20 protein-coding genes and 1 pseudogene are annotated in these 23,877 nt (G+C 73.6%); 6 read left to right on the top strand and 15 right to left on the bottom strand.

What is annotated here, in order from left to right; genetic code table 11:
* Positions 1-25: 25 nt before the first annotated feature.
* The 4 genes and pseudogenes from QT381_RS00950 to QT381_RS00940 all read right to left on the bottom strand — a co-directional run bounded on the left by QT381_RS00950 (position 26) and on the right by QT381_RS00940 (position 7,466).
* Positions 26-829, bottom strand: a complete 804-nt coding sequence (locus tag QT381_RS00950; RefSeq protein ID WP_289246725.1) for a DNA-formamidopyrimidine glycosylase family protein — start codon at positions 827-829, stop codon at positions 26-28.
* 2 nt (positions 830-831) lie between these two features.
* On the bottom strand, positions 832-5,445 hold the full coding sequence (locus QT381_RS00945; protein WP_502877405.1) for an Lhr family ATP-dependent helicase: 4,614 nt from the start codon (positions 5,443-5,445) through the stop codon (positions 832-834).
* Positions 5,446-5,649: 204 nt separating this feature from the next.
* Positions 5,650-6,618, bottom strand: a pseudogene (locus tag QT381_RS15785) (DEAD/DEAH box helicase); the annotation flags it as partial.
* A gap of 233 nt (positions 6,619-6,851) precedes the next feature.
* Complete coding sequence (locus QT381_RS00940) at positions 6,852-7,466, bottom strand: alpha/beta hydrolase (protein WP_289246723.1); 615 nt, start codon at positions 7,464-7,466, stop codon at positions 6,852-6,854.
* Between the two features lie 136 nt (positions 7,467-7,602).
* Between QT381_RS00940 and QT381_RS00935 the strand changes: the two genes are divergently transcribed.
* A complete protein-coding gene (locus QT381_RS00935; protein ID WP_289246722.1) occupies positions 7,603-8,184 on the top strand; it encodes an NUDIX hydrolase family protein in 582 nt (193 codons plus the stop codon).
* 31 nt (positions 8,185-8,215) lie between these two features.
* Here the strand turns inward: QT381_RS00935 and QT381_RS00930 are convergent, their stop codons facing one another.
* The 3 genes from QT381_RS00930 to QT381_RS00920 form a co-directional block, all read right to left on the bottom strand.
* Positions 8,216-8,644, bottom strand: coding sequence for a TA system VapC family ribonuclease toxin (locus QT381_RS00930; RefSeq protein WP_289246721.1), 429 nt, complete (start codon positions 8,642-8,644; stop codon positions 8,216-8,218).
* On the bottom strand, positions 8,641-8,901 hold the full coding sequence (locus QT381_RS00925; protein WP_289246720.1) for an antitoxin: 261 nt from the start codon (positions 8,899-8,901) through the stop codon (positions 8,641-8,643). The genes QT381_RS00930 and QT381_RS00925 overlap by 4 nt, the downstream gene beginning before the upstream one ends.
* 107 nt (positions 8,902-9,008) lie before the next feature.
* On the bottom strand, positions 9,009-9,608 hold the full coding sequence (locus tag QT381_RS00920) for a TetR/AcrR family transcriptional regulator (protein ID WP_289246719.1): 600 nt from the start codon (positions 9,606-9,608) through the stop codon (positions 9,009-9,011).
* A 123-nt stretch (positions 9,609-9,731) separates the two neighbouring features.
* Here QT381_RS00920 and QT381_RS00915 point away from each other — a divergent pair, with 123 nt between their 5' ends.
* Positions 9,732-10,553: an alpha/beta hydrolase gene (locus tag QT381_RS00915; protein ID WP_289246717.1), complete on the top strand. Its 822-nt coding sequence runs from the start codon at positions 9,732-9,734 to the stop codon at positions 10,551-10,553.
* Here the strand turns inward: QT381_RS00915 and QT381_RS00910 are convergent.
* The 5 genes from QT381_RS00910 to QT381_RS00890 all read right to left on the bottom strand — a co-directional run bounded on the left by QT381_RS00910 (position 10,543) and on the right by QT381_RS00890 (position 14,410).
* Positions 10,543-10,932 (bottom strand): GNAT family N-acetyltransferase, encoded by a 390-nt coding sequence (locus tag QT381_RS00910; protein ID WP_289246715.1) that lies wholly within the window; start codon positions 10,930-10,932, stop codon positions 10,543-10,545. The genes QT381_RS00915 and QT381_RS00910 overlap by 11 nt on opposite strands.
* A complete protein-coding gene (locus QT381_RS00905) occupies positions 10,929-11,429 on the bottom strand; it encodes a GNAT family N-acetyltransferase (RefSeq protein ID WP_289246714.1) in 501 nt (166 codons plus the stop codon). The genes QT381_RS00910 and QT381_RS00905 overlap by 4 nt, the downstream gene beginning before the upstream one ends.
* A gap of 41 nt (positions 11,430-11,470) precedes the next feature.
* The gene (locus tag QT381_RS00900; RefSeq protein ID WP_289246713.1) at positions 11,471-13,093 is read right to left on the bottom strand and encodes a DEAD/DEAH box helicase; all 1,623 of its coding nucleotides are present in this window, start codon (positions 13,091-13,093) and stop codon (positions 11,471-11,473) included.
* Between the two features lie 238 nt (positions 13,094-13,331).
* On the bottom strand, positions 13,332-13,949 hold the full coding sequence (locus QT381_RS00895) for a DUF1684 domain-containing protein (RefSeq protein ID WP_289246712.1): 618 nt from the start codon (positions 13,947-13,949) through the stop codon (positions 13,332-13,334).
* A complete protein-coding gene (locus QT381_RS00890) occupies positions 13,946-14,410 on the bottom strand; it encodes a hypothetical protein (protein ID WP_289246711.1) in 465 nt (154 codons plus the stop codon). Before QT381_RS00890 ends, QT381_RS00895 begins: the two co-directional genes overlap by 4 nt.
* A gap of 137 nt (positions 14,411-14,547) precedes the next feature.
* On the opposite strand from QT381_RS00890, the gene QT381_RS00885 reads away from it, so the two are divergent.
* From QT381_RS00885 to QT381_RS00875, 3 genes are all read left to right on the top strand, one after another.
* Complete coding sequence (locus QT381_RS00885) at positions 14,548-14,850, top strand: DUF427 domain-containing protein (protein ID WP_289246710.1); 303 nt, start codon at positions 14,548-14,550, stop codon at positions 14,848-14,850.
* Between the two features lie 132 nt (positions 14,851-14,982).
* Positions 14,983-17,988 carry an ExeM/NucH family extracellular endonuclease gene (locus QT381_RS00880; protein ID WP_289246708.1) on the top strand — a complete coding sequence of 1,002 codons (3,006 nt, stop codon included), beginning with the start codon at positions 14,983-14,985 and terminating at the stop codon, positions 17,986-17,988.
* A 37-nt stretch (positions 17,989-18,025) separates the two neighbouring features.
* A complete protein-coding gene (locus tag QT381_RS00875; RefSeq protein WP_502877395.1) occupies positions 18,026-20,539 on the top strand; it encodes a bifunctional metallophosphatase/5'-nucleotidase in 2,514 nt (837 codons plus the stop codon).
* A 43-nt stretch (positions 20,540-20,582) separates the two neighbouring features.
* On the opposite strand, the gene QT381_RS00870 is transcribed toward QT381_RS00875, so the two are convergent.
* From QT381_RS00870 to QT381_RS00860, 3 genes are read right to left on the bottom strand one after another with little or no spacing between them, the layout of a single operon-like run.
* Positions 20,583-21,092: a CGNR zinc finger domain-containing protein gene (locus tag QT381_RS00870; protein WP_289246707.1), complete on the bottom strand. Its 510-nt coding sequence runs from the start codon at positions 21,090-21,092 to the stop codon at positions 20,583-20,585.
* Between the two features lie 17 nt (positions 21,093-21,109).
* Complete coding sequence (locus QT381_RS00865; protein WP_289246705.1) at positions 21,110-21,565, bottom strand: SprT-like domain-containing protein; 456 nt, start codon at positions 21,563-21,565, stop codon at positions 21,110-21,112.
* A gap of 36 nt (positions 21,566-21,601) precedes the next feature.
* Positions 21,602-22,705, bottom strand: a complete 1,104-nt coding sequence (locus QT381_RS00860; RefSeq protein ID WP_289246704.1) for a PQQ-dependent sugar dehydrogenase — start codon at positions 22,703-22,705, stop codon at positions 21,602-21,604.
* A gap of 140 nt (positions 22,706-22,845) precedes the next feature.
* Between QT381_RS00860 and QT381_RS00855 the strand changes: the two genes are divergently transcribed.
* The gene (locus QT381_RS00855; RefSeq protein WP_289246702.1) at positions 22,846-23,859 is read left to right on the top strand and encodes a CAP domain-containing protein; all 1,014 of its coding nucleotides are present in this window, start codon (positions 22,846-22,848) and stop codon (positions 23,857-23,859) included.
* The last annotated feature ends 18 nt before the right edge of the window (positions 23,860-23,877 follow it).

Raw genomic sequence — 23,877 nt, 5'->3', positions numbered from 1 at the left:
ACACCCTCCTGACCGGCGCCGCGCGTCAGGTCTGGCAGTGCGGACACCAGTAGACGACGCGCTCCTGGCCGCCGCCGGGCGACCCGCCCCCGGACGACGCCTCGCCGAACGCCTCATCCGTGCGGATGCCCGTGCCGCAGCGCAGGCACGGACGCCCGCGCCGGCCGTACACCCAGAGCGGATCGCGTCGCAGCGAGCCTGTCGTGGTGCGGTGGTGACGGTCCTTGTTCGCGGCGATGAGGCGGTGCGCGAGGGCGACGAGCCCGGGCAGGTCGGACACGTCGCCGACGCGGCGGGACGGCAGCACGCCGCGCAGGAAGCACACCTCGCTGCGGTAGACGTTGCCGAGTCCCGCGAGGTTGCGCTGGTCGAGCACGGCGACGCCGATCGCTCGGTCGGGCTGCGCCGCGAGGTTGGCGACCGCCGCATCCGGGTCCCAGTCCGGTCCGAGCAGGTCGGGTCCGAGGTGACCGACGACCTCGGCCTCGGCGGTGCGCGGCACGACCTCGACGATGCCGAGGTCGAAGCCGACCGCGACCCGCTCCGCGTTCTCGAGGATGATGCGCGCCCGCCACGCGGGCCGCCGCCAGGCCGACCCGTGCCGGTAGACGTGCCACGCGCCCTCCATCTTGAGGTGCGTGTGGATCGTGGCATCGCCGACGCGCATGAGCAGGTGCTTGCCGCGGCTGACGACCTCGTCGACGCGCTCGCCGGTGAGGTCGACGGTCGCGAACGCGGGCACGCGGATGTCGCAGCGCGTGAGCGTCTCGCCCGCGAGCGCGGCGCGCAGGTTCTTCGCCGCCAGGTAGACGGTGTCGCCCTCAGGCATGCTCAGGCACGCAGTCTCAGTCCCTGCGGGAAGACGCCGAATCCGGCCTCGACCAGCGCTTTTCCGAACGCGGTGCCCGCCGCGAACTCCCCGTCGACGGTGTCGATGCGCGCGCGGCCGAGGCTGCGGCGCACGGTCGCGGCGAGGGACGCGGATGCCGCGGCGAGCACCGCCTCGTCATCCGTGAACGTCAGCACGGTCTTGCCGCCCTTCTCGACGTACACCGCGAGTGCGCCGTCCACGAGGATGACCAGGGCGCCCGCCTTGCGGCCCGGGCGGTGCTTCGACTCGCTGTCGCGCACCGGCCAGTCGAGAGCTGCGCCGTAGGGGTTCGCGGGGTCGACCGCGGCGAGCGTGACGGCCGCGAGGGCGGGCGCGGCATCCGGGTCGACGACGAAGCTGCGCACGCGGTCGATCGTCGCGCCGGTGGAGAACTGCGCGGCGCCGAGCCCCTCGACGATGTAGCCGCGCCGCGCCCGCCCGGTCTCCTCGAGCTGTCCGAGCACCCGGTACGTCGTGGCGAAGCCGCCCGGCACGCCCTCGGCCGCCACGGAGCCGCGCGTGACGACGCCGTAGCGCTCGAGCAGCTGCTCGGCGGCTGCCTTCGCGCGGATGGTGACGTCGGAGCCGCCCGTCGGCACGAGCGACCAGCGGCCGGAGACGAGGGGCGGGGAGGACGATGCCGCGCGGTATCTCGGGCCCCGCGGGGCGAGCCCGCGGGGCGCCGGCGTCGCGGCGTCGTTTCGCGACGCTCCCAGCTCCAGCCCGCGCGCCCGTCCGCGGTACGAGCGCGCCCGCGGCCTCGACGTCGGTCCGCCGAGGAACGCGCGCAGCGGCGCGAGCGTGTCGTTCGTCACGAGGCCGGACCAGACCAGCGCCCAGAGCGCCGCGGTCAGCTCGCCGTCCTGCGTCGCATCCGTGCCGACCGCGGCCGCGAGCTGGCGGAAGAAGAACGCGCCGCCACCCGCGAGCGCCTCCAGGATCGCGTGTCGCAGGTCGTCGAGCTCGACCCCGCCGCCCGCGGGCAGCGTCGTCGGCGCGGAGTCGGCGAGGTGCAGGCCCACCCAGCCGTCGCTGCCGGGCAGTGCGCCGGCGCCGGTCCAGAGCACCTCGCCCGCGAGGGTGAGCTCGTCGAGCATCGTCGGCGCGTAGTCGCGCACGCGCGCCGGGAGCACGAGCGTCTCCCACGCGGATGCCGGCAGCGGCACGCCCGCGAGCTGGTCGATCACCTGCGCGACACCGTCGACGCCCGTGAGCGGCGGCCGCACGGGCTCGCGGCGGGTGTCGCCCACCCCGACGTGCTGCCAGGCGGCGAGGAAGCGCGCGAAGGCGCGGCCGTCGACCGGCTCGACCTCGCGGCGGAGGGCCGCGAGGGAGCGTGTGCGCAGGCGTCGCAGCACCTCGGCGTCGCACCACTCGGTGCCGGTCGCGTCGGCGCGGAACTCGCCGTCGACGACGCGCCGGTCCGCGCCGAGGCGACGCAGGGCATCCGTCACGACCGCGATGCCGAGACCGTAGCGGGTGGCGACGTCGGCGGCGTCGAACGGCCCGTGCGTGCGCGCGAACCGGGCCACGAGGTCGCCGAGCGGATCGGGCACGGGCTCGAGGAACGCGGTCGGGATGCCGATGGGCAGCGCGGCGCCGAGCGCGTCGCGCAGGCGGGCGGCGTCCTCGATCGCGGCGAACCGCGGCTCCCCCGCGAGCGTGACGCGGATCGCGCGCCCGGCCCGCGCGAGCTCGTCGGCAAGCCCCTCGGCTCGAGCGGTTTCCGCTGGTCGAGGAGCGCCCGAGCGCAGCGAGGTCGCGTCTCGAGACCGCTCGTTCGCCGATCGATCCGTGGTGGTCTCGAGGCGCCGGCTCGCTTCGCTCGCGGGCTCCTCGACCAGCGGGGAGGGGCCTGTCTCCTTCGCGGGCTCCTCGACCAGCGGGGAGGGGCCTGTCTCCTTCGCGGGCTCCTCGACCGGCGGGTCGGCGGCTCCGCTCGCGGGCTGCAGCCGCTCCCCGATGTCCGCTGCCGTCAGCGGCCCGAGCACGCGCAGCAGGTCGGCGACGCCCTCCGCATCCGCTCGCACCCGCCGGTCGGGAGCGAGGCGCTGCAGCTCGGCCTCGGTCCGCGCGATGACGGCCGGGTCGAGCAGCTCGCGCAGTTCGGCGCGCCCGAGCAGCTCGGCGAGCAGGGTCGGGTCGAGCGAGAGCGCGGCGGCGCGCCGCTCGGCGAGTGGCGAGTCGCCCTCGTACATGAACGCGGCGACGTAGCCGAACAGCATCGAGCGCGCGTACGGGCTCGGGATGTCCGTGTCGCTCTCGATGAGACGGATGTCGCGGCTCGCGATCCGGCCGGTGACCGCGAGGAGCGCGGGCAGGTCGTAGACGTCCTGCAGCACCTCGCGCACGGTCTCGAGCACGATCGGGAAGCTCGGGTAGCGCCTGGCGACGTCGAGCAGCTGGCTCGCCCGCTGCCGCTGCTGCCAGAGCGGGCTGCGCTTGCCCGGGTCGCGCCGCGGCAGCAGCAGGGCGCGGGCGGCGTTCTCCCGGAACCGGCTCGCGAACAGCGCGGAGCCGCCCACCTCATCCGTCACGAGGTCGCGCAGCTCGTCGGCGTCGAACAGGAACAGCTCGGCGCCGGGCGCCTCGCCGTCGGTGTCGGGCACGCGCACGACGATGCCGTCGTCGCTCGCCATGGCGGCGCCGTCGACGCCGAGCCGCTCGCGGATGCGGGCTCCGACGGCGAGCGCCCACGGCGCGTGCACGGGCATGCCGTAGGGCGAGTGCAGGATGACCCGCCAGTCGCCGAGCTCGTCGTGGAACCGCTCGACGACGAGCGTCGTGTCGGTCGGGACGGCGCCGGTCGCGGCCTTCTGCTCGGCGAAGAACGCGAGCAGGTTGCCGCGGGCGCGCGCGTCGAGGCCGGCTGCCGCGAGCCGCTCCTCGACGGCCCCCGCCGGTCGGGGAGCGCCGCTACCCGCTGGTCGAGGAGCGCCCGAGCGCAGCGAGGTCGCGTCTCGAGACCGTTCGTCCGCCGAAGGATCCGTGCTGGTCTCGAGACGTCTGCTCGCTGCGCTCGCGGACTCCTCGACCAGCGGGCGATAGCGTTCCTGGACCGGCGGGGTCGGCAGCGAGGTCGCGTCTCGAGACCGTTCGTCCGCCGAAGGATCCGTGGTGGTCTCGAGACGTCTGCTCGCTGCGCTCGCGGACTCCTCGACCAGCGGGCGGCGGCGTTCCTGGACCGGCGGGGTCGGCAGCGAGCTCGCGACCTCCGCTGAGAACCGGCCGATCGCCTCGCCGAGCTCCGCGGGCCGGCCGATGCCGTCGCCCTTCCAGAACGGGGCCCGCGCCGGCACGCCGTAGGCGGGACTCACGAGCACGCGGTCGTGCGTGATGTCCTCGATGCGCCAGCTCGTCGTGCCGAGCGCGAAGACGTCGCCGACGCGTGACTCGTAGACCATCTCCTCGTCCAGCTCGCCGACGCGTCCGCCGCCGCGCGCTGTCGACTCGGCCCCCACGAGGTACACGCCGAACAGCCCGCGGTCGGGGATGGTGCCGCCGGAGGTCACGGCGAGCCGCTGCGCTCCGGGGCGCCCGCTGAGCTCGCCGCTGACCCGGTCGTAGACGATGCGCGGGCGGAGCTCGGCGAACTCGTCGCTCGGGTACAGCCCGCTGAGCAGGTCGAGCGTCGCGTCGAACGCGCTCCGCGGCAGGGTCGCGAACGGCGCGCTGCGGCGCACGGTGTCGTACCAGTTGTCGGCGTTGAGCGTGTCGAGCGCGAGCGCGGCGACGGTCTGCTGGGCGAGCACGTCGAGCGGGTTCTGCGGGATCGCGATCGCCTCGATGGCGCCCGCCAGCATCCGCTCGGTGGCGACGGTCGCGTGCAGCAGGTCTGCCCGGTGGCTCGGGAAGACGACGCCCTCGCTGATCTCGCCGACCTGGTGGCCGGCGCGGCCGATGCGCTGCAGCCCGCTCGCGACGCTCGGCGGCGCACCGACCTGGATGACGAGGTCGACCGCGCCCATGTCGATCCCGAGCTCGAGGGATGAGGTGGCGACGACGCAGCGCAGCGCGCCCCGCTTGAGGTCGTCCTCGATGATCGCCCGCTGCTCCTTGCTCACCGAGCCGTGGTGCGCCCGGGCGAGCAGCGGCGGCGCCCCGCGCAGCACGCCCGACTGCGCCATGAGCTGCGCCGGCATCCCGCCGGCGCCCGCTGGTCGAGGAGCGCCGACAGCCGCTGGTCGAGGAGCGACCGAGCGGAGCGAGGTCGCGTCTCGAGACCATGCGTCTGCTGAGCGATCCGTGGTGGTCTCGAGACGCCGGCTCGCTGCGCTCGCGGGCTCCTCGACCAGCGGTGCTTCGACCAGCGGTGCCTCGACCAGCGGTGCTTCGACCAGCGGTGGAGGGCTCGCTCCGTTCGCGGGCTCCTCCGCGACGCCGTCGGCGACTCCCTCGGCTCGACTGGTTTCCGCCGGTCGAGGAGCGCCCGAGCGGAGCGAGGACGCGTCTCGAGACCATTCATTCGCTGAAGGATCCGTGGTGGTCTCGAGACGCCGGCTCGCTGCGCTCGCGGGCTCCTCGACCAGCGGGGGAGCGCTCGCGGGCTCCTCGACCAGCGGTGCCTCGACCAGCGGTGCCTCGACCAGCGGGGGAGGGCTCGCTCCGTTCGCGGGCTCCTCCGCGACGCCGTCGGCGACTCCCTCGGCTCGACCGGTTTCCGCCGGTCGAGGAGCGCCCGAGCGGAGCGAGGACGCGTCTCGAGACCATTCATTCGCTGAAGGATCCGTGGTGGTCTCGAGACGCCGGCTCGCTGCGCTCGCGGGCTCCTCGACCAGCGGGGGAGCGCTCGCGGGCTCCTCGACCGGCGAGTCGGCCGCCGCGCGCCTCTCGTTGGCGATCTCGTTGAGCCGCCCGGTCAGCCGCTCCGCGAGCCGCCGCGAGTTCGCGAACACGATCGTCGAGCGGTGCGACTCGATGAGGTCGACGATCTCCTCCTCGACGTGCGGCCAGATCGACGACTGCGGCGGGTTCGCCGACGCGGACCCCTCGGCGACCGGCTGCTCGCCGAGCGCGGTCATGTCCTCCACGGGCACGGCGACCGAGAGGTCGAACGTCTTCGACGCGGGCGGGTTCACGATCGCGACGGGCGCGCGTCCGCCGAGGAAGCGGGCGACCTCATCCGTCGGCCGCACGGTCGCCGACAGCCCGATGCGCTGCGCGGGCCGGTCGAGCAGCTCGTCGAGCCGCTCGAGCGACACCGCGAGGTGCGCCCCGCGCTTGGTCGCGGCGACGGCGTGCACCTCGTCGACGATGACCGTCTCGACGCCGCGCAGCGTCTCTCGCGCCTGGCTCGTGAGCATGAGGTAGAGCGACTCGGGGGTCGTGATGAGGATGTCGGGCGGGGTCCGCAGCAGCCGTCGCCGCTCATCCGTCGGGGTGTCGCCGGAGCGCACGCCGACCGTGATCGACGGCGACTCGACGCCGAGCCGGCGCGCGGCCTGCTGGATGCCGACGAGCGGCGTGCGCAGGTTGCGCTCGACGTCGACGCCGAGCGCCTTGAGCGGCGAGATGTAGAGCACGCGGGTGCTGGTTGCGGCGTCGGGCGCGGGTTCGGACGCGAGCCGGTCGATCGACCACAGGAACGACGCGAGCGTCTTGCCGGAGCCCGTGGGCGCGACGACGAGCGCGTGCGAGCCGGTCGAGATCGCGTCCCAGGCCCCGGCCTGCGCGGGCGTCGGCGCGGCGAACGCTCCCTCGAACCAGGCGCGCGTGACCGCGCTGAAGCGGTCGAGCACGTCGGTCATCCGGCTATCGTCCCAGGCGCCGCCGACGTGCGCCGGGTGACCGTCGATTCGCCGAACCGCTCCCGGCGAACGCGCGGCCGGACCGCTCCCGGCGAACGCGTGGCCGAGCCGCTCCCGGCGAACGCGCGGCCGGACCGCTCCCGGCGAACGCGCGGCCGGACCGCGTCAGCGCAGGAACGCCGATAGTGCCCGAACGCCGTCAGCGCGGCAACGCCGATAGTGGGCGAACCGCGTCAGCGCAGGAACGCCGTCACGTCGGACAGCTCCGCGCGCGACACCGCGTGCGGCAGGTGCTCGTAGACGCGGATGGTGGCCTCCGCGTGCGCGGGCAGCCAGCGCTCGGTGCGCGCCACGGCATCCGCCGGGATCACCGTGTCGTCGGTGCCGCGTCCCCAGAACACCGCGGGGCACACGGCCGCGAGCTCGGCGTCGCCGGGGTGCGAAGCGGATGCCACGAATCCGCTGAGCGCCACGGTGCGCCGCGGGCGCGTCGGCGCGAGTCGCAGCAGCTCGAGCGCGACCGCCGCGCCCTGGGAGAACCCGATGACGCTCACGGACTCGTGCCCCTGCGCGTCGATCCAGGCGAGCACGGATGCGGCCGCAGCGTCCGCCTCGTCCGCCGCCGGCTCGCCCGGCACCTGGTCCGCGAGCGACCACCAGGCGAAGCCCGGCCCCTCGGCGAGCGGCGCGCGCAGCGACGCGACGACGGCGTCGAGCGGCAGCACGGGCGCGAGTGCGAACAGATCGCCCTCGTGCGAGCCGTAGCCGTGCAGCAGCACGATGAGCTCTCGTCCGGCCCGCTCGCGCTCGGGCGTGCTCCAGATCACGGACGATTCGTCGATGCGCATCCGCCCATCCTGCCCGCCCGGCCGTCGGTGGCGCGGTGGGATCGCGTGAGGTCGCCGACCCGGAAGCCGCCCCCGGCATCCGACACGCGCTCGCCGCGACATCCGTGCGAAACGCGCGACCGGGTAGGAATGACGCATGAGTGCCATCGGAGCCGGAGAGCTCGAACCCGAGCCGGAGGAGCCGCGCGAGCACGGCATCCGCAATCCCGCGTGGCTGAGCACCGAGGAGCTCGAGCGGGTGCGGATGCGGCTCCCGCTGCTCTACGTGGAGGCGGTGCCCGTGCGCCTCGACGGGGCGGGCGTGGTCACCGAGGTCGGCATGCTGCTGCGCGCGAACGAGGTCGGCGAGATCACCCGCACGATCGTGTCGGGTCGCGTGCTCTACGGCGAGACGATCCGCGACGCGCTGTACCGGCACCTCGAGAAGGACCTAGGGCCGATGGCGTTCCCGCAGCTGCCGCCGAGTCCGGTGCCGTTCACGGTCGCCGAGTACTTCCCGATCCCCGGGGTGAGCGCGTACCACGACGACCGCCAGCACGCCGTGTCGCTCGCCTACGTCGTGCCCGTCACCGGCACGACGGACCCGCGGCAGGATGCCCTCGAGCTCACCTGGATGTCGCCCGCCGCGGCGGCGAGCGACGACGTCGCGAGTGAGATGGAGGGCGGCCGCGGCGCCCTCGTGCGCGCGGCCCTCGCGAGCGTGGGCCGCCTGCCCTGAGCGCGCCTGCCCTGGGCGCGTCTGCGCCGGATCAGCTGTCCGGCCGCTCCCAGCGCACCCCGGGGAATCGGCCGAAGTCCGAATCGAACGTGCCCACCACGGCGTCGAACTGCAGCGCGAGGGCCGCGAGGTGTGCGTCGTTGACGAGGTTGCCGCCTCGACCGGTCGCAGCGAGCGCCTGGCGCATTCGGATGAGGTGGCGCGCGTCCGGATCGAGCGTCACGACGTTGGGGCGCGCGAGCCAGGCGTCTGCGACGTCGAGTGCCTGGTCCACGCGCAGCGGGTGCTCGTAGATGTTCGGATGGGTCGCGATGCGGATGAACGCGAGCAGGCTGACCCACGGCATTCCGACGGTCTCGCCGCTCGTGATCGAACGATCGAGCCACTGGCGCGCCGCGCCGTGGTGCGTGGCCGACTCGTCTATCGCGTAGAGCAGGACGTTGGCGTCGACGAGCTTCACTTGCCCAACGATCGCTTGCGCAGCAGCTCTTCGTCCTCGAGGTCGCCGTACAGCGTGAGAGCGCGCTCGACGGGCACCCGCGGCGACCCGAGGGGAAAGGTCGGCGTCTCGAACGATTCCGCGGACTGGTGCTCGTGTGACGTCAAGCCGGCGATGATCGCTTCGTTGACGGCCTGCTTGAAGCCGATGCCGCGCTCACGCATGCGCGCCGCGAGCAGGTGCTCGGCCTCGGGGGTGAGCGTGACGGTCGATCGCACGCGGGCATCATAGCATCACAGAGACGCGCACCATGATGCTCGAGGTCGCGCGGCCAGCGCCCCACCGCAGCGCAGCGCCCCACCGCAGCGCAGCGCCGCACCGCAGCTCAGCGCCGTGCCGCGCGGCGCGCGGCCGCGATGAACGCGGGCCGCACGCGCGCCCAGCCGTCGAGGTAGCCGCCGACGAGGGCCGCGTCGCGCAGCAGCACGAGCTCGGCGGCGGCCTCGGGCGCATCCGTCACTCCGGCGTCCGCGAGCACGTGCTCGAGCGTGCTCCGGAACCACTCGCGGTGTCGCGTCACGCTCTGGCGCACGGATGAGGCCGCGTCCGGGTACTCCGCGGCGGCGTTGATGAACGGGCAGCCGCGGGTGTGGTTGCGCTCGACGTCGTCGGCGAGCCCTTCGATCACGAGCTCGATGAGGCGGTCGGGGTCGTCGGTCGAGGCGCCGGCCGCGGCGAACGCGGCCCTGAGGTCGGCGTCCTCGACGGCGAGGTAGGCGTCGACGAGGTCCTCCTTGCTCGGGAAGTGCCGGTAGAACGTCGCGCGCGTCACCCCTGCCTCGGCGACGATCCGGTCGACGCCGACCGCGTGGATGCCCTCGCGGTAGAAGAGGTCGGATGCGGTGCGCAGCAGGCGCGCGCGGGGTTCCGATCCGCCGTCGGCGGTCTTGCGTCTGCGGCTCGGGGCGGCATCCGTGGTGCTCATGGCAGCAGTGTAGAACGATCTTTCTCTTTTTGCTTGACAGCGGGAATGTCCGAGCGCTACCGTCGCGTTCACAGACAACAAGAACGATCGGTCTCTTTGACCGACGCAGCGGGAGGAAGAGCAATGAACGAGAAGAAGGCCCCCATCGTCCTCATCCACGGGCTCTGGATGACGCCGAAGAGCTGGGACACCTGGGCGGAGCGCTTCCGCGCGGCCGGTCACGAGGTGATCGCGCCGGCCTGGCCCGGCATCGGCGACCGCACGCCCGCCGAGGTGCGCCACGACCCGTCGGCGCTCGCCGGCGTCGGCCTCGCGGAGATCGCCGACTACTACGAGGGCATCATCCGGGCGCTGCCCGAGAAGCCGATCATCATGGGGCACTCGTTCGGCGGGGTGATCACGCAGATGCTCGCCGACCGCGGACTCGGCGTCGCCTACGTCGGCGTCACGCCCGGGCAGACCGCCGGCGTCACGACCCTGCCGCCGTCGACGGCGCGCACCGGCTTCCCGATCCTCTCGAAGCCGTGGACCAGGAACGGCACGACCCCGATCTCGACCGGGCACTTCCGCTTCACGTTCGGCAACGACCTGAGCCACGCCGCATCCGACCGCATCTGGGCCGAGCAGGCGATCCCGTCGTACAACCGGGTGTTCTTCGAGGGCGTCGCGGCGGCGTTCAACGAGAAGGGCGGCGTCACGCACGTCGACTACGACCGCACGGACCGCGCGCCGCTGCTCATCATCACCGGCGGGATCGATCACGTCGTGCCGCCGGCCATCGGCGAGGCGCTCGTGAAGAAGTATCGCCGCGCGGGCGGGCCGTCGGTCGTCGACTACCGCGAGTTCGCGGGCCGCACGCACCGCATCGTCAGCCAGGACGGCTGGGAGGAGGTCGCCGACTTCGCTCTCGACTGGGCGACGTCGCATGCGGCGGTCAGCGCCTGACCATGCACACCTCGACGAGGTCCTCCCACGCCGGCTCGGAACGCCGAGCCCCGTCGCGCTCGAAGCCGTTCCGGGCGTAGCACCGTTCGGCGCGCGCGTTGCCCTCGGCCATCCACAGGTGGGCGGGGGCATCGCCGATGGCCGCATCGAGCAGGGCCTGCCCGCTGCCAGAGCCGTGCTCGGACGCCAACGGGTAGAGCAGCTGCAGCTCGAGACCCGTCGGAGCGTCGGATGCGGTGGGCGGCTGGGCGAGCGCGAATCCGCGTACCTGCCGGCCCGCCGCGTCCGTGAGCACGTCGAGCACGTGCACGCGGCGCCCGGCGGTCGCGAGACGGATGCGGTGGTCGCTCGTGCGGGACGCGCGCGGAGGCGCGCTCACCGCGACATCCGCACCTCGCGCAGGGGCGCGCCGAACAGTGATCCGTCGCGCGCGACGCTGTCGGGGAAGAACTTCTGCTTGCGGTAGAACGTGCGGGCCGCGCGGTTCTCCTCCCACACCCAGAGGTAGTCGGGGTCGGCCTGTCTGAGCAGCGCACGCGCGATGCCCCGGCGACGCACGCCCGGAGCCACCACGAGGAAGTACAGCTCGGTGCCCGCCTCGTATCCGATCTCGCGCCCGGGTCCGGTGCCGACGAAGCCGACCGGGTCGCCGCCGAGCTCGGCGACCCACTGCACGTAGCGCTCGCCGCGCGACACGAAGCGGTGCCAGAGCGCCGCCATCGCCTCGGGCGAGAGCTGGGCGAGGGTCGACTCGGGCAGCACGCCGAAGTACAGCTCGAGGAACACCTCGGCGTGCATCAGGCCGAGCGTCGGAGCATCCGATGCCTCCGCGCGACGGATGACCAGGGCGGGGTCGGCGCGGCGGTCGGGTGACACGTCGCCATGCTAGCGCCAGCACCCGACGTCATGACGACGGCTCAGCGACCTCCGCTGCGACCCGCGCGGTTGGGGCGCACGACGCTGCCGACCATGAGCTTGGGCGTGCCCGCGGGGGCACCGGCGCGGCGGTTTCCGCCGCGCTGGCCGCCCGCGCCCGACGCGCCGTTCGCCGCCGAGCGGGACTCGCCGCGCTGTCCCGAGCGGGCCTGCTGCTCGGACGACGCGGAGGCCGCGCCGCCCGCCGAGGCACCGTTGGCACCGTTCGCGGCGCCGCGTCCGCGCCGCCGACGCCCGCCGCCGGCCGAAGATCCGGCCGCCGAGGAACCGCCGGCCGAAGAGCCGCTGCCCGCGGGGCCCCGGCCGCCGCGCTCGATGCCGCGCTCGCCGCCGTCGCGCGCGGCGCGCTTGCGCTGCGCGTTGGCGCCGGTCGAACGACCGCCGGTGGACCGACCGCCGCCCGACGACGCGGACTGCTCGGCGCGGGGCGCCGGGGCGACGTACGCGGCGACCTCGCCGACGAGCGCGGCCACCGCATCCGACGACGGCGTCACGCTCTGCGGCGTCACCCGGATGGCGGCCTTGCGCAGCAGGTCGAGCGTGTCCCGGCGCTGCGACGGCAGCATGATCGTGACGACCTCGCCCTCCTTGCCCGCGCGGGCCGTGCGGCCGGAGCGGTGCAGGTAGGCCTTGTGCTCGGCCGGCGGGTCGACGTGCACGACGAGCTCGATGTCGTCCACGTGCACGCCGCGGGCCGCGACATCCGTGGCGACGAGCACGCGCACGTCGCCCGCGCCGAACGCCGCGAGGTTGCGGTCGCGTGCCGGCTGAGAGAGGTTGCCGTGCAGGTCGACGGCCGGGATGCCCGAGTCGGTGAGCTTCTTGGCGAGCTTCTTGGCGTGGTGCTTGGTGCGCATGAACAGGATGCGGCGCCCCGTGCCCGAGGCGAGCGTGCGCACCAGGTCGTCCTTCTCGGCGGCGTCGACCTCGAACAGGTAGTGCGTCATGGCGGCGACGGGCGAGTTGGCCTCGTCGACGCTGTGCATGACGGGGGCGTGCAGGAAGCGGCTGACGAGCTTGTCCACGCCGTTGTCGAGCGTCGCGCTGAACAGCAGGCGCTGCCCGGTCTGCGGCGTCGCGTTCAGGATGCGGGTGACGACGGGCAGAAAGCCCAGGTCGGCCATGTGGTCGGCCTCGTCGAGCACGCTCACCTCGATCCGGTCGAGCTTCGCGAAGCCCTGCTTCATGAGGTCCTCGAGGCGCCCGGGGCAGGCCACGACGATGTCGACGCCGGACTGCAGCGCGGCGACCTGGCGGTTCTGCGACACGCCGCCGAAGATCGTCGTGACCGCGAGGCCCTGCGCGGAGGCGAGGGGCTCGATGGTCGCGGTGATCTGGGTGGCGAGCTCGCGGGTGGGTGCGAGCACGAGGGCGCGCGGGCGGCGGCCCTTCACGGCGTGGTGGTCCGTCAGGCGTGCGACGAGCGGGATGGCGAACGCGAGCGTCTTGCCCGAGCCCGTCTTGCCGCGGCCGAGCACGTCCCGACCCGCGAGCGAGTCGGGCAGCGTGTCGGCCTGGATGGGGAAGGGCTCCGTGCGGTCCATGCCGGCGAGGGCGGTGACGAGGGGAGCGGGAACGCCGAGTTCGGCGAAGGTCTGAGACATGTGTCCTCGGGTGGTGGGTGCGCGGGCACACGGGGTGCCCGGTCGCGGGGAGCCGTCGTGGCTCCGGATGGCGAGAGCGGCGGACGCCGCAATCGATCGCCGTTCGAAAGAGTGTCAGCCCGGCCGCGGGCCTGCGTGGTGCGCAGGAGCGGGGGCGAGGGAAGCGTTCAACGACGCGGGCGGACCGGATGGTCCAGCCGATGACCCCACCCTATCGCACTGCGCCCTGAGCAGGCGATCAGGGGTAGCGCTCGCCGACCGGCACCTCGACGGCGACGGTGTTGCCGGCCGGCGCGAGCGGGCACGCCCACGCCGGGTCGTACGCGCACGACGGGTTGTAGGCGAAGTTGAAGTCGAGCACGAGCGAGCCCGGCGCCCCGCCCCGGCCGAGGTCCGCGCCCTTGATCGTGTCGAGCAGGTAGCGCCCGCCGCCGTACGTGCCGCGGCCGGCGAGCCGGTCCTTGACCGGCACGAAGACGCCGCCGCCGTACGTGGTGAGCCGCCACACGTCGAGGTCGCCGACACCGGGCACGGATGCGATGCCGACGCGCTCGAAGGGAACGGTGCCGTCGGTGCCGGTCTCGACCTCGAAGCGCGCGGGAGCCGCATCCGTCAGCTCCACCTCGAACCGCCAGGCCGGGTCGTAGCCGGCGACCGGAAGGCCCGCGAAGCCGGCGCGGTCCGCGGGCAGCAGCGGCGTCGACGGATGCGACGCGAACAGCTCGTCGCGTCCGGCGCGCCAGAGCGCGTGGCCCTCCGCGGGCGGGAGCGACCGCACCTCGGCGTAGAGCGCGAACACCCGTCGGCGCCAGTCGGCGACGTCGAGCGCGGTCGCGCCGGCGGTGGGGCTGCTCACCGCCACGATGATGCCAGGCCACGGATGCGGTGCGCCCGCCACTGCCAGAACAGCCAGTACGCGGGCCACAGCGCGACGGTCGCGGGACCGGCCGCGAAGCGCAGCTGGTCGCGGTAGAGCGTGCGCCCGTCGCCGGTCGCGCTGATCGCCATGGAGTGCTCCCAGCGCGTGACGACGGTGAGAGCACCGGTGAGCCCGAGCCCGGAGTCGTGCTGGATGCGCGCGCCGCGGCGCTCGCGATGGCGGAGGTCGATCACCTGCTCGCCGAGGTCGACGAGGCCGAGAGCGCGCACGGCCATGACGTGCGGTCCCTCGCCCCACAGGTCCGGGAACCCGTTCTCCTCGAGCGAGGCGAACGCGAGGAACGGCGACGCGACCCGCCGCATGACCGCGGGCGAGCGGATGGCGCGCCAGGCCGCATCCGGCTCGCAGTCGAGCTCGAATCTCAGCAGTACCCGCATGGGGCGAGTGTGGCGCAGGGCCCCTGCCCTGGCCAGGCCTCCCAGGTCGCTGTACGGCAAGCGCGGAGGGAATCGCCGCGCCCGGCGGGCGGTTGGCGTTCGAGAGCGCCGAGCGGCGCCCGGAAAGGCAGGACGACATGAAGGCCGTGGTCGGCGACACCGTCATCGCTCAGGCTCCCCAGGAGGACCTCATCCAGATCGAGGGCAACTGGTATTTCCCGCCGTCGAGCGTGAACCAGGCGCTGCTCGAGAAGAGCCCGACGCCGTACACCTGCCCGTGGAAGGGCGAGTGCCAGTACTTCACGGTCGACGTGGCCGGTCAGCGGCTGCAGGACCGCGCCTGGAGCTACCCGGAGCCCTATCCGACGGCGTTCGACCGGGTCGGCAAGGACTTCTCGAACTACGTCGCGTTCTGGAAAGAGGTGAAGGTCGTCGACTGACGCCCTTTACCGGGGCCCCCGTTTGCGGGTAGACATCTCTGTGTACGATCTGTCAGCGCCGCGGTAGCAGGGTCGCCCCGGGGATTTCCGGAGGCCGGCCGCGGTGCCCGTCGAGCCACCGGAGTCTCCCGCATGCACCGTCCGCCCGCCCCGTCCTGGAAGGCGGGCGTCGCGGCCCTCGCCGCCGCCGCACTCGTGCTCTCGCCGGTCGCCGCGGCGCCCGCCCTCGCGAACACCGCGGGCACGGGGCTCGTGATCAGCGAGGTGTACGGCGCGGGCGGCAACGCCGGCGCCGTGCTCGACCAGGACTACGTCGAGCTCTACAACCCGACCTCCGCCGCGATCGACGTCTCGGGCTTCTCCGTGCAGTACCGGTCCGCGACCGGCACTGCGAACCCGAGCGGCGTCGTGCCGCTCGCCGGATCGGTGCCCGCGAGCGGCCACTACCTCGTCGCGCTCGCCGCGGGTGCGACCGGCGGCGCGATCCCCGCGGGCGACGCGACGAACGCGAGCGTCAACATCAGCGGCACGTCGGGAACGGTGTTCCTCGCGGCGCAGTCGACCGCGCTCTCGTCACCGCCCACCGGGTCGCTGCTGTCGAACCCGGCGATCATCGACCTCGTCGGCTTCGGCGGCTCGAACACCTACGAGACGGCGCTCGCCGCGCCGGGAAGCCCGACGACCTCCATCGCCCGCAGCGCCGCGGGCGCGGACACCGACTCCAACGCGGCCGACTTCACCGCGGGCGCGCCGACCCCCGAGAACTCGGGCGTCGTGCCGCCGCCGGCGGCGTGCGATCCCGACCTGCCGATCGCGGGCATCCAGGGCACTGGCGCCGCGAGCCCGTGCGTCGGGCTCTCGGTGACCACGCGCGGCATCGTCACGGCCGCGTACCCGACGGGCGGGTTCGGCGGCTACTACCTCCAGACCCCGGGCACGGGCGGCGACCTGGACCTCGCCGCGCACACCGCGTCCGACGGCCTGTTCGTCTACTCGCCGTCGACGGTCGGCGGCGTGGCCGTGGGCTCGTACGTGCAGGTCACCGGCACGGTGAGCGAGTTCGGCGGGCTCACCGAGCTGTCCGTGTCATCCGGAGCGGGCCTCACGGTGCTGACGGATGCCGTGCCGGCCGTGCGGCCCGTCACGACCGCGCTGCCCACCGGCGACGCGGCTCGCGAGCGCCTCGAGGGCATGCTCGTCGCGCCGTCGGGCGACTACACGGTGACCGACGACTACGACCTCAACGCCTACGGCTCGATCGGCGTGGTCGCGGGCTCCGCCCCGCTGCTCACGCCCACCGTCGCCGCGGAGCCCGGACCGGCCGCGGTCGGCTACGCGGCCGACAACGCCGCGAAGCTCCTGACGCTCGACGACGGCGCGAGCATCAACTTCCTCGGCGCCGATGCGAACAAGGACATCCCGCTGCCCTACCTGAGCCCGGCGAGCACGGTGCGCATCGGCTCGGGCGTGACGTTCACCGGGCCCGTGGTGCTCGACTACCGCAACAGCCTGTGGAACCTGCAGCCCACGCGGCAGCTCACCGCCGCGAACGCCGCCGACGTGCAGCCCGCGTCCATCACGAGCGTGCGCCCGGCATCCCCGGCCGACGTCGGCGGCGACGTGACCATCGCCACGTTCAACGTGCTCAACTACTTCCCCACCACGGGCGACAGCCAGGTCGGCTGCACGTACTACGACGACCGCGACGGCAACCACATCACCGTGAAGGACGGCTGCGCGGTGCGCGGCGCGGCCGACGCCGCGAACCTGGCCCGGCAGCAGGCGAAGATCGTCACGGCGATCAACGGCCTCGGCGCCGACGTCGTGAGCCTCGAGGAGATCGAGAACTCGGTGCGCGTGGGCAAGGCCCGCGACTTCGCCCTCGCCACCCTCGTCGACGCGCTCAACGCGGCCGCGGGCGCGCCGGTGTGGGCCTTCGTGCCGTCTCCGCTCGCGACCCCGACCGGCCAGGACGTCATCCGCACCGCGTTCATCTACCGGCCCGCGACGCTCGAGCCGGTGGGGTCATCCGTGATCCTCGACGACCCCGCGTTCGCGAACGCGCGGCAGCCGCTCGCGCAGGCGTTCCGCCGGGTCGGCGGCGCGCCGACGGATGCGTTCCTCGCGATCGTCAACCACCTCAAGTCGAAGGGGTCGGGCGACGGCGCCGACGCCGACCAGGGCGACGGCCAGGGCGCCTCGAACGCGAGCCGGGTCGCCCAGGCGAAGGCGCTCGTCGCCTTCGCCGACCGGCTGAAGGCGACGACCGGGCTGCCGCGGGTCTTCCTCACCGGCGACTTCAACTCCTACCTGCGCGAGGACCCGGTCGACGTCATCGAGGCGGCCGGCTACGTCGACCTCGGCAGCACCCGCACCGCGAAGCAGACCTACGCGTTCGACGGCGCCGTCGGCTCGCTCGACCACGTGTTCGCCTCGACCGCGGCGGCAGCGGATGTCGCGGCCGTGGACGTCTGGAACATCAACGCCTACGAGTCGGTCGCGTTCGAGTACAGCCGCTACAACTACAACGCCACCGACTTCTACGCCCCCGACCCGTACCGGTCGAGCGATCACGATCCGTTCCTCGTCGGCGTGAACCTGCGCTCCACGATCACCGCGGCGACCCCGAGGATCGGCGGCGATGCCAAGGTCGGCGCGAAGCTCACCGTCAGGCCCGGCACCTGGACGCCCGCGCCCGTGAGGCTCGCCTACCGCTGGCTGCGCGACGGCCGGCCGATCGCGAAGGCGACGCACCCGACCTACCGGGCCACGAGGGCCGACATCGGCCACCGGATCTCGGTGCGCGTGACGGGCAGCAAGCGCGGCTACGCGAGCGTCGAGCGGGTCAGCGCCGCGCTGAAGGTCTACCGCGCGCTCACCGCGACGCCGAAGCCGAGGATCGTCGGCACGGCGACCGTCGGGCACCCCCTCACCGTGCGGGCGGGTCGCTGGAAGCCCGCGAAGGTCACCCTGCACTACCGCTGGTACCGCAACGGCACGGCCATCGCGAGGGCCACGAAGAAGACCTATCGGCTGACCAGGGCCGACAGGGGCGATCGGATCACGGTCCGGGTGACCGGATCGCGCACGGGCTACTTCACCGAATCCCGCACGCGCTCGATCGCGAGGATCCGCTGACCGCGGACCCACCCCATCCGAGAAAATGGAGCACCCCATGAACCTGCCCAACCGGAGAGCGAGGGTCGGCCTCGCCGCCCTCCTCGGAGCCGCGCTGGTCGCGGCGCCGATCGCCGTCGCGCCGGCGGCGGCGGCCGATCCCGTGTCGATCGACCTGCTCAACATCAACGACTTCCACGGACGCATCGACTCGAACACCGTGCAGTTCGCCTCGACCATCCAGAAGCTCAAGAAGGATGCCGCGAACGGCGGCGAGGCGAACACGCTGTTCCTGTCCGCCGGCGACAACATCGGCGCATCCGTCTACGCGTCGGCGTCGCAGCAGGACAAGCCGACGCTCGACGTGCTCAACGCGCTCGGCCTGCAGACCTCGGCCGTCGGCAACCACGAGTTCGACCAGGGCTACGCCGACCTGGCCGGTCGGGTGGCGGACGTCGCGAACTGGGACTACCTCGGCGCGAACGTCTACACGAAGGGCACCACGACCGTCGCGCCGGGCCTCAAGGAGTACGACACGTTCGACGTCGCGGGACTCACCGTCGGCGTGATCGGCGCCGTCACCCAGGAGACGCCGTCGCTCGTGTCGCCCGCCGGCATCGCCGACCTCGACTTCGGAGACCCGGTCGACGCGGTCAACCGGGTCGCCGCGCAGCTCACCGACGGCAACGACGCCAACGGCGAGGCCGACGTCATTGTGGCCGAGTACCACGAGGGCGCCGGCGAGGGCACCCCCGACGGCTCGAGCCTGCAGCAGGAGGTCGCGGCCGGCGGCGCGTTCGCGAAGATCGTGACGCAGACGTCCGCATCCGTCGACGCGATCTTCACCGGGCACACGCACAAGCAGTACGCCTGGGACGGCCCGATCCCCGGTGTCGCGGACCGCACGCGCCCGATCCTGCAGACCGGCAGCTACGGCGAGTTCATCGGCCAGATCGTGCTGAGCGTCGACCCGGCGACGGGCGACGTCGCGTCGTACACGCAGAAGAACGTGGCGCGCCCGGCCGGCACGCCCGCGCTCGACGCGGCCGCGGTCACGGCGGATGGCGGCGACGCCAGCCCGGTGGGCCAGGTCGCGGCGATCACGAAGGCCGCACTCGACCAGGCGGCCGTCACGGGCAACGTGCCGGTCGGCACGGTGACGGCGGACATCACGACGGCGTACCTCGGCACGGAGCGCGACGACCGCGCCTCGGAGTCGACCCTCGGCAACCTCGTCGCCGACGCGCTCGTCTCCTCGCTCTCGCCCGCCGACCGCGGCGGTGCGACGATCGGCATCGTCAATCCGGGCGGCCTGCGCGCCGAGCTGCTCAAGGGCGACGACGGCGTCATCAGCTACGCCGAGGCCAACGCGGTGCTCCCGTTCGCGAACGGGCTGTTCACCGAGGACCTCACGGGTGCGCAGCTGAAGACCGTGCTCGAGCAGCAGTGGCAGACGAACGCCGACGGCAGCATCCCGTCGCGCCCGTATCTCGCACTCGGCCTGTCGAAGAACGTGTCGTACACGTACGACCCGAACGCGGCACGGGGATCGCACATCACGTCGATCTCGGTCGACGGCGTGCCGATCGAGGAGGCGAAGACGTACCGGATCGGCACGTTCAGCTTCCTCACCTCGGGCGGCGACAACTTCCGTGAGCTCGCGAAGGGCAGCAACCTCCGGGACTCGGCGCTCATCGACCGGGACGCGTGGATCGACTACATCACCGCGCACAGCCCGCTCACGCCGTCGTTCGCCCGGCGCTCGGTCGCGGTCGGCGCGCTGCCGACCGGCCTCCACCCGCAGGGCTCGAGCGGCACGGTCGACCTCGCGAAGCTCGACCTGACCTCGCTCGGCAGCCCGGCGAACACGTCGGTCACGGCGACGTTCGCGGGGAGCACGGCGAAGGGCGTCGTGACGCCCGTCGTCGCCGGCGCGGTGACGGCACGGTACACGGTGCCCTACGACGCTCCCGCGAACGCGACCCTCGTGCTCACGGCCGCGCCCTCGGGCACGACCGTGCGCATCCCGGTGACGACGAGCCTCGCGATCGACGCCAACACGCCGAAGGTCTCGGGGCATCCCGTTACCGGCTCGACGCTCCGCGCGAAGGTCGGCACGTGGGATCCGCGGCCGGTGAGCATGTCGTTCCGCTGGTACCTCGACGGAAAGCCGATCGCCAGGGCGACCACCAAGGCGCTGAAGCTCAAGAGGGCGTGGATCGGCCACACGATCACGTTCCGGGCCGTCGGCAAGAAGGCCGGCTACCCGACCGTGATCAAGTACGCCGCCCCGGTCAGGGTGCTGCACGCGTTCGGCAAGACGCCGAAGCCGACCATCGTCGGCACTCCGAAGGCGGGCCACCGGGTGTCGGTGCTCGCGCACCGCTGGTCGCCGAAGGCGAGCCACGCCTACCAGTGGTACCGCAACGGCGTCGCCATCGCGGGTGCCCACGCGAAGAGCTACCTGCTCACCGCGAAGGACCGCGGCAAGCGCGTCACGATCAAGGTCTGGGGCATCCGTGCGGGCTACCTCACGGTGACCGAGACCCGCTCGATCGCGAGGGTGCGGTAGTCCCGCGGGGTTCATCGCCGGCTGAGGAGCGCCCGGGCGCCCCTCAGCCGGCGGCGCCGCGCGCGCGGTGGGCGCGCACCTTCGCCCGGTTGCCGCAGCGCTGCATCGAGCACCAGCGGCGGTTGTTCGACCGGGACTCGTCGTAGAACACGATCGCGCAGTCCCCGGCCGCGCACTCCCGGACGCGCTCCCCGTCGGCCAGCACGCGCACGGCCTCGCGCGCGAGCTCGCTGAGCGCCTGGCCGACGCGGGCGCGGCCCCGGCCGGCCTGGCGGGTGCCGCCGGCGAGCGCGGGCGGGATGTCCGGCGTCGCGGCCACGAGGTTGACGACGTCGACGTCGGAGGCGGCGGGCACCCCACCGGCGCTGAGCACGGATGCGGCGCGCGCGATGGCGTCGCGCAGCATGCGCGCATCCGCGAGGTCGCGCTCGGTGGCGGCATCCGTCTCGACCGGGTAGCGCGCGGCGATCCATCGCCCCAGGGTCGCGGGCGCGTCGAGCGGCGCGTTCTCGACGAGGTCGAGGCAGTGCGCGCCGAACTCCGGGTCGGTCATGTAACCAGAGTAGGCGGTTACGGGGCCGAGCGTCGCTGCCAGGTGATCACGTGGGCGACGTCGAAGCGGCGCGAGCAGCGCCCGCACGCGAGCGCACCCGTCGGCCGGCGGTAGCGGTAGTGCACGTGGCCGGCCGGGCAGTGGCCGATCCAGGTCGCGAACTCGCTCGCGATCGCGCCGTCGTGGGTGCGCTTGCCGTCGTAGCCGAGGGCCTTCGCCGTGCGCTTCCAGAGCGGACCGTGCGCCGCCCGCGGGCCGGCCATCGCGTGGGCGACCTCGTGCAGCAGCACCTGGTGGATCTCGTCGTCGGCATACCGGGCGGCGAGGTGACGCGAGACGCTGATGCGCCTGCGGGTGTAGTCGCACAGCCCCGCGCGCGTCTTGGCGTTGTCGAAGCCGAACGTCCACGAGGCGTCCAGGTGCAGGTCGATGAGCGCCTGCGCCCACTGCCTCACGCGATCCAGCTCCGCCACGCAACGAGGGTAGTTCGCCCCGCCGACGCTGCGCCGTCACGACGCTGCGCCGAGCTCCACTCGCACCAGTCGGTCGTCGCCGTCGCGCGGATCGCCGCGCCCGTCCGTGTTGTTGGTGAGCAGCCAGAGCGAGCCGTCCGGGGCCGCGACGGCGTCGCGCAGCCGCCCGAGCTCGCCGACGAAGCTGTCGTCCGCGGTCGCGCCGCCGTCGCCGTCGATCGTGATCGTCCAGAGGCGCTCGCCGCCGAGCCCGGCGAGGAAGAAGGTGCCGCCGATCCGGGTCAGGCCGCTCGGGCTGGCATCGTCGGTCGCCCACTGCACGAGCGGATCGACGAAGCGCGGGTCGTGCGCGATCCCCTCCGCCTCGGGCCAGCCGTAGTTGCGGCCGGGCTCGATGCGGTTGAACTCGTCCCAGGTGTCCTGACCGAACTCGGCGGCGTAGAGCCGGCCGTCCGCATCCCACGCGATGCCCTGCGGATTGCGGTGCCCGAGCGAGTAGACGAGCGAGCCGGGGAACGGGTTGTCGGCCGGCACGGCGCCGTCGGGCGTCATCCGCAGGATCTTGCCGTTCAGCGATCCGACGTCCTGCGCGCGGGACGGGTCGCCCGCGTCGCCGACCGTGGCGTAGAGCATCCCGTCCGGTCCGAAGGCGATCCGCCCGCCGTCGTGGTTCGCCGCCCGGGCGAGCCCGTCGAGCACGACGACGGGGGCGCCGATCGTGCGGCCGCCGGCCGGGCCGCCGAGCGGCATCCGCACGATGCGGTTGTCGGATGCCGTGGTCAGGTATGCGTACAGCTCGCCGCCCGCGGGTGCCGGCGCGAGTCCCAGCAGCCCGCCCTCGCCCGCGTGGGCGACCCCCGGCACGGTGCCGACGAGGCGGCTGCCGCCGGCGAGGTCGAGCTCGAGGATCCGCCCGGAGTCGCGCTCGCTCACGAGGGCGCCGCCGTCCGGCATCGACAGCACCGACCACGGCGCCGCGAGCCCGCTCGCGAGGTCGCGCGTCGCATCCGTCGGCGTGAGCGGCGGCGCTGCGGGCGCGGGCGGCGTCGGCGAGGTCGGCGTGGCCGGGGCGGGGGTCGCGGACGAGCACCCGACGAGGGCGCCGACGCTCAGCAGGACCGGGATGAGCAGTGCGCGCATACGACATGGTCCCGCCGGCGGACGGTCGCGGCGAGAGACGCACCCCACCCCGAAGGGGGACTGGGAGCCCGGCGCCCGGATTGCCTAGTCTGCTCGTGCCGCTCCCGTGACACTCCAAGGAGGGTAGAAGGGTCGTGCCCGTGGAATCACCCCGCCGACGGATGCTCGCGGTCGCCGCGCTGCTTGCGGCATCCGTCGCGCTCTCCACGGGCGTCGCCGGCGCGAGCGTCGCTGCGCCGAACGCGACCCGTGCCACCACCGCGAGCGGGGCGACCAGCGCGAGCGGCGCGACCGGTGCGAGCAAGGCCGCCGTGCTGCGCGGCTACCGCACGGTGTACGCCCCCGCGCAGCGGGTCCCGGTGGGCTGGACCGGCTCGGTCGACGGATGCGACCCCGGCACCGAGAGCGCCGCCTCGCGGACGGCGACGATCGCCACCGTCAACTACGCGCGCTCGCTCGCGCGGCTCAGTCCGGTGAAGCTCGACAGCGCGACGAGCGCGAAGGCGATCCGGGCCGCGCTCGTCTACCAGGCGAACGGGCAGCTGGAGCACGAGATCCCGGCCGGCTGGGACTGCGTGACCGCCGCAGCGAAGGCCGCCGGCCGCCACTCGAACATCGCGCTGGCCATCAGCGATGACCCGCGCGACGGGCTCAGCGGGGCCCGGGCGATCACGGCGTACCTCGACGACCCCGGCGCGGGCAACGTCGTCGTCGGACACCGCCGCTGGGTGCTCGACCCGCGACTGCGCCGGGTCGGCACCGGTTCGACGACGTTCGCCAACGCGCTCTGGGTGATCGGCGGCCAGGCGTCGTCGGGCTTCAAGAACCCGGCGTGGGTGTCCTGGCCGACGGCCGGCTACTTCCCGAGTCCGCTCGAGCCCGACGGCCGCTGGTCGCTCTCGGGACGCGCCGGCAAGAACTACGACTTCTCCCGGGCGAAGGTCACGGTCACCGACCGCGGCGGCCACCGTCTCACGGTGAAGAAGCGGGCGAGCGCCGACGGCTACGCGAGCGACACCCTCGTGTTCGAGGTCGCGGGCGTGAAGAAGCCGACCGGCGCCGCGGCGAAGGTCTACCGGGTCAGCGTCTCGGGCATCCGGGTCGGCGGCAGGAAGGTCGCGCACCGCTACACGGTCAAGCTCGTCAAGCCCTGATCGCCCTCGCGTGGTCGC

The organism is Galbitalea sp. SE-J8 (assembly GCF_030345695.1).
In the GTDB taxonomy this organism is placed as follows: Bacteria; Actinomycetota; Actinomycetes; order Actinomycetales; family Microbacteriaceae; genus JAUASV01.
This window is presented reverse-complemented; position numbering and strand designations above follow the sequence as displayed.

Excerpts from the sequence above, each read along its gene's own strand:
- QT381_RS00870 (WP_289246707.1), bottom strand. The coding sequence starts at position 21,092 with ATGACCGACCCGGAGTTCGGCGCGCACTGCCTCGACCTCGTCGAGAAC.
- QT381_RS00950 (WP_289246725.1), bottom strand. The coding sequence starts at position 829 with ATGCCTGAGGGCGACACCGTCTACCTGGCGGCGAAGAACCTGCGCGCC.
- QT381_RS00860 (WP_289246704.1), bottom strand. The coding sequence starts at position 22,705 with ATGCGCGCACTGCTCATCCCGGTCCTGCTGAGCGTCGGCGCCCTCGTC.
- QT381_RS00935 (WP_289246722.1), top strand. The coding sequence starts at position 7,603 with ATGAGTGCCATCGGAGCCGGAGAGCTCGAACCCGAGCCGGAGGAGCCG.
- QT381_RS00875 (WP_502877395.1), top strand. The coding sequence starts at position 18,026 with ATGAACCTGCCCAACCGGAGAGCGAGGGTCGGCCTCGCCGCCCTCCTC.
- QT381_RS00940 (WP_289246723.1), bottom strand. The coding sequence starts at position 7,466 with ATGCGCATCGACGAATCGTCCGTGATCTGGAGCACGCCCGAGCGCGAG.
- QT381_RS00900 (WP_289246713.1), bottom strand. The coding sequence starts at position 13,093 with ATGTCTCAGACCTTCGCCGAACTCGGCGTTCCCGCTCCCCTCGTCACC.
- QT381_RS00885 (WP_289246710.1), top strand. The coding sequence starts at position 14,548 with ATGAAGGCCGTGGTCGGCGACACCGTCATCGCTCAGGCTCCCCAGGAG.
- QT381_RS00890 (WP_289246711.1), bottom strand. The coding sequence starts at position 14,410 with ATGCGGGTACTGCTGAGATTCGAGCTCGACTGCGAGCCGGATGCGGCC.
- QT381_RS00920 (WP_289246719.1), bottom strand. The coding sequence starts at position 9,608 with ATGAGCACCACGGATGCCGCCCCGAGCCGCAGACGCAAGACCGCCGAC.
- QT381_RS00880 (WP_289246708.1), top strand. The coding sequence starts at position 14,983 with ATGCACCGTCCGCCCGCCCCGTCCTGGAAGGCGGGCGTCGCGGCCCTC.
- QT381_RS00915 (WP_289246717.1), top strand. The coding sequence starts at position 9,732 with ATGAACGAGAAGAAGGCCCCCATCGTCCTCATCCACGGGCTCTGGATG.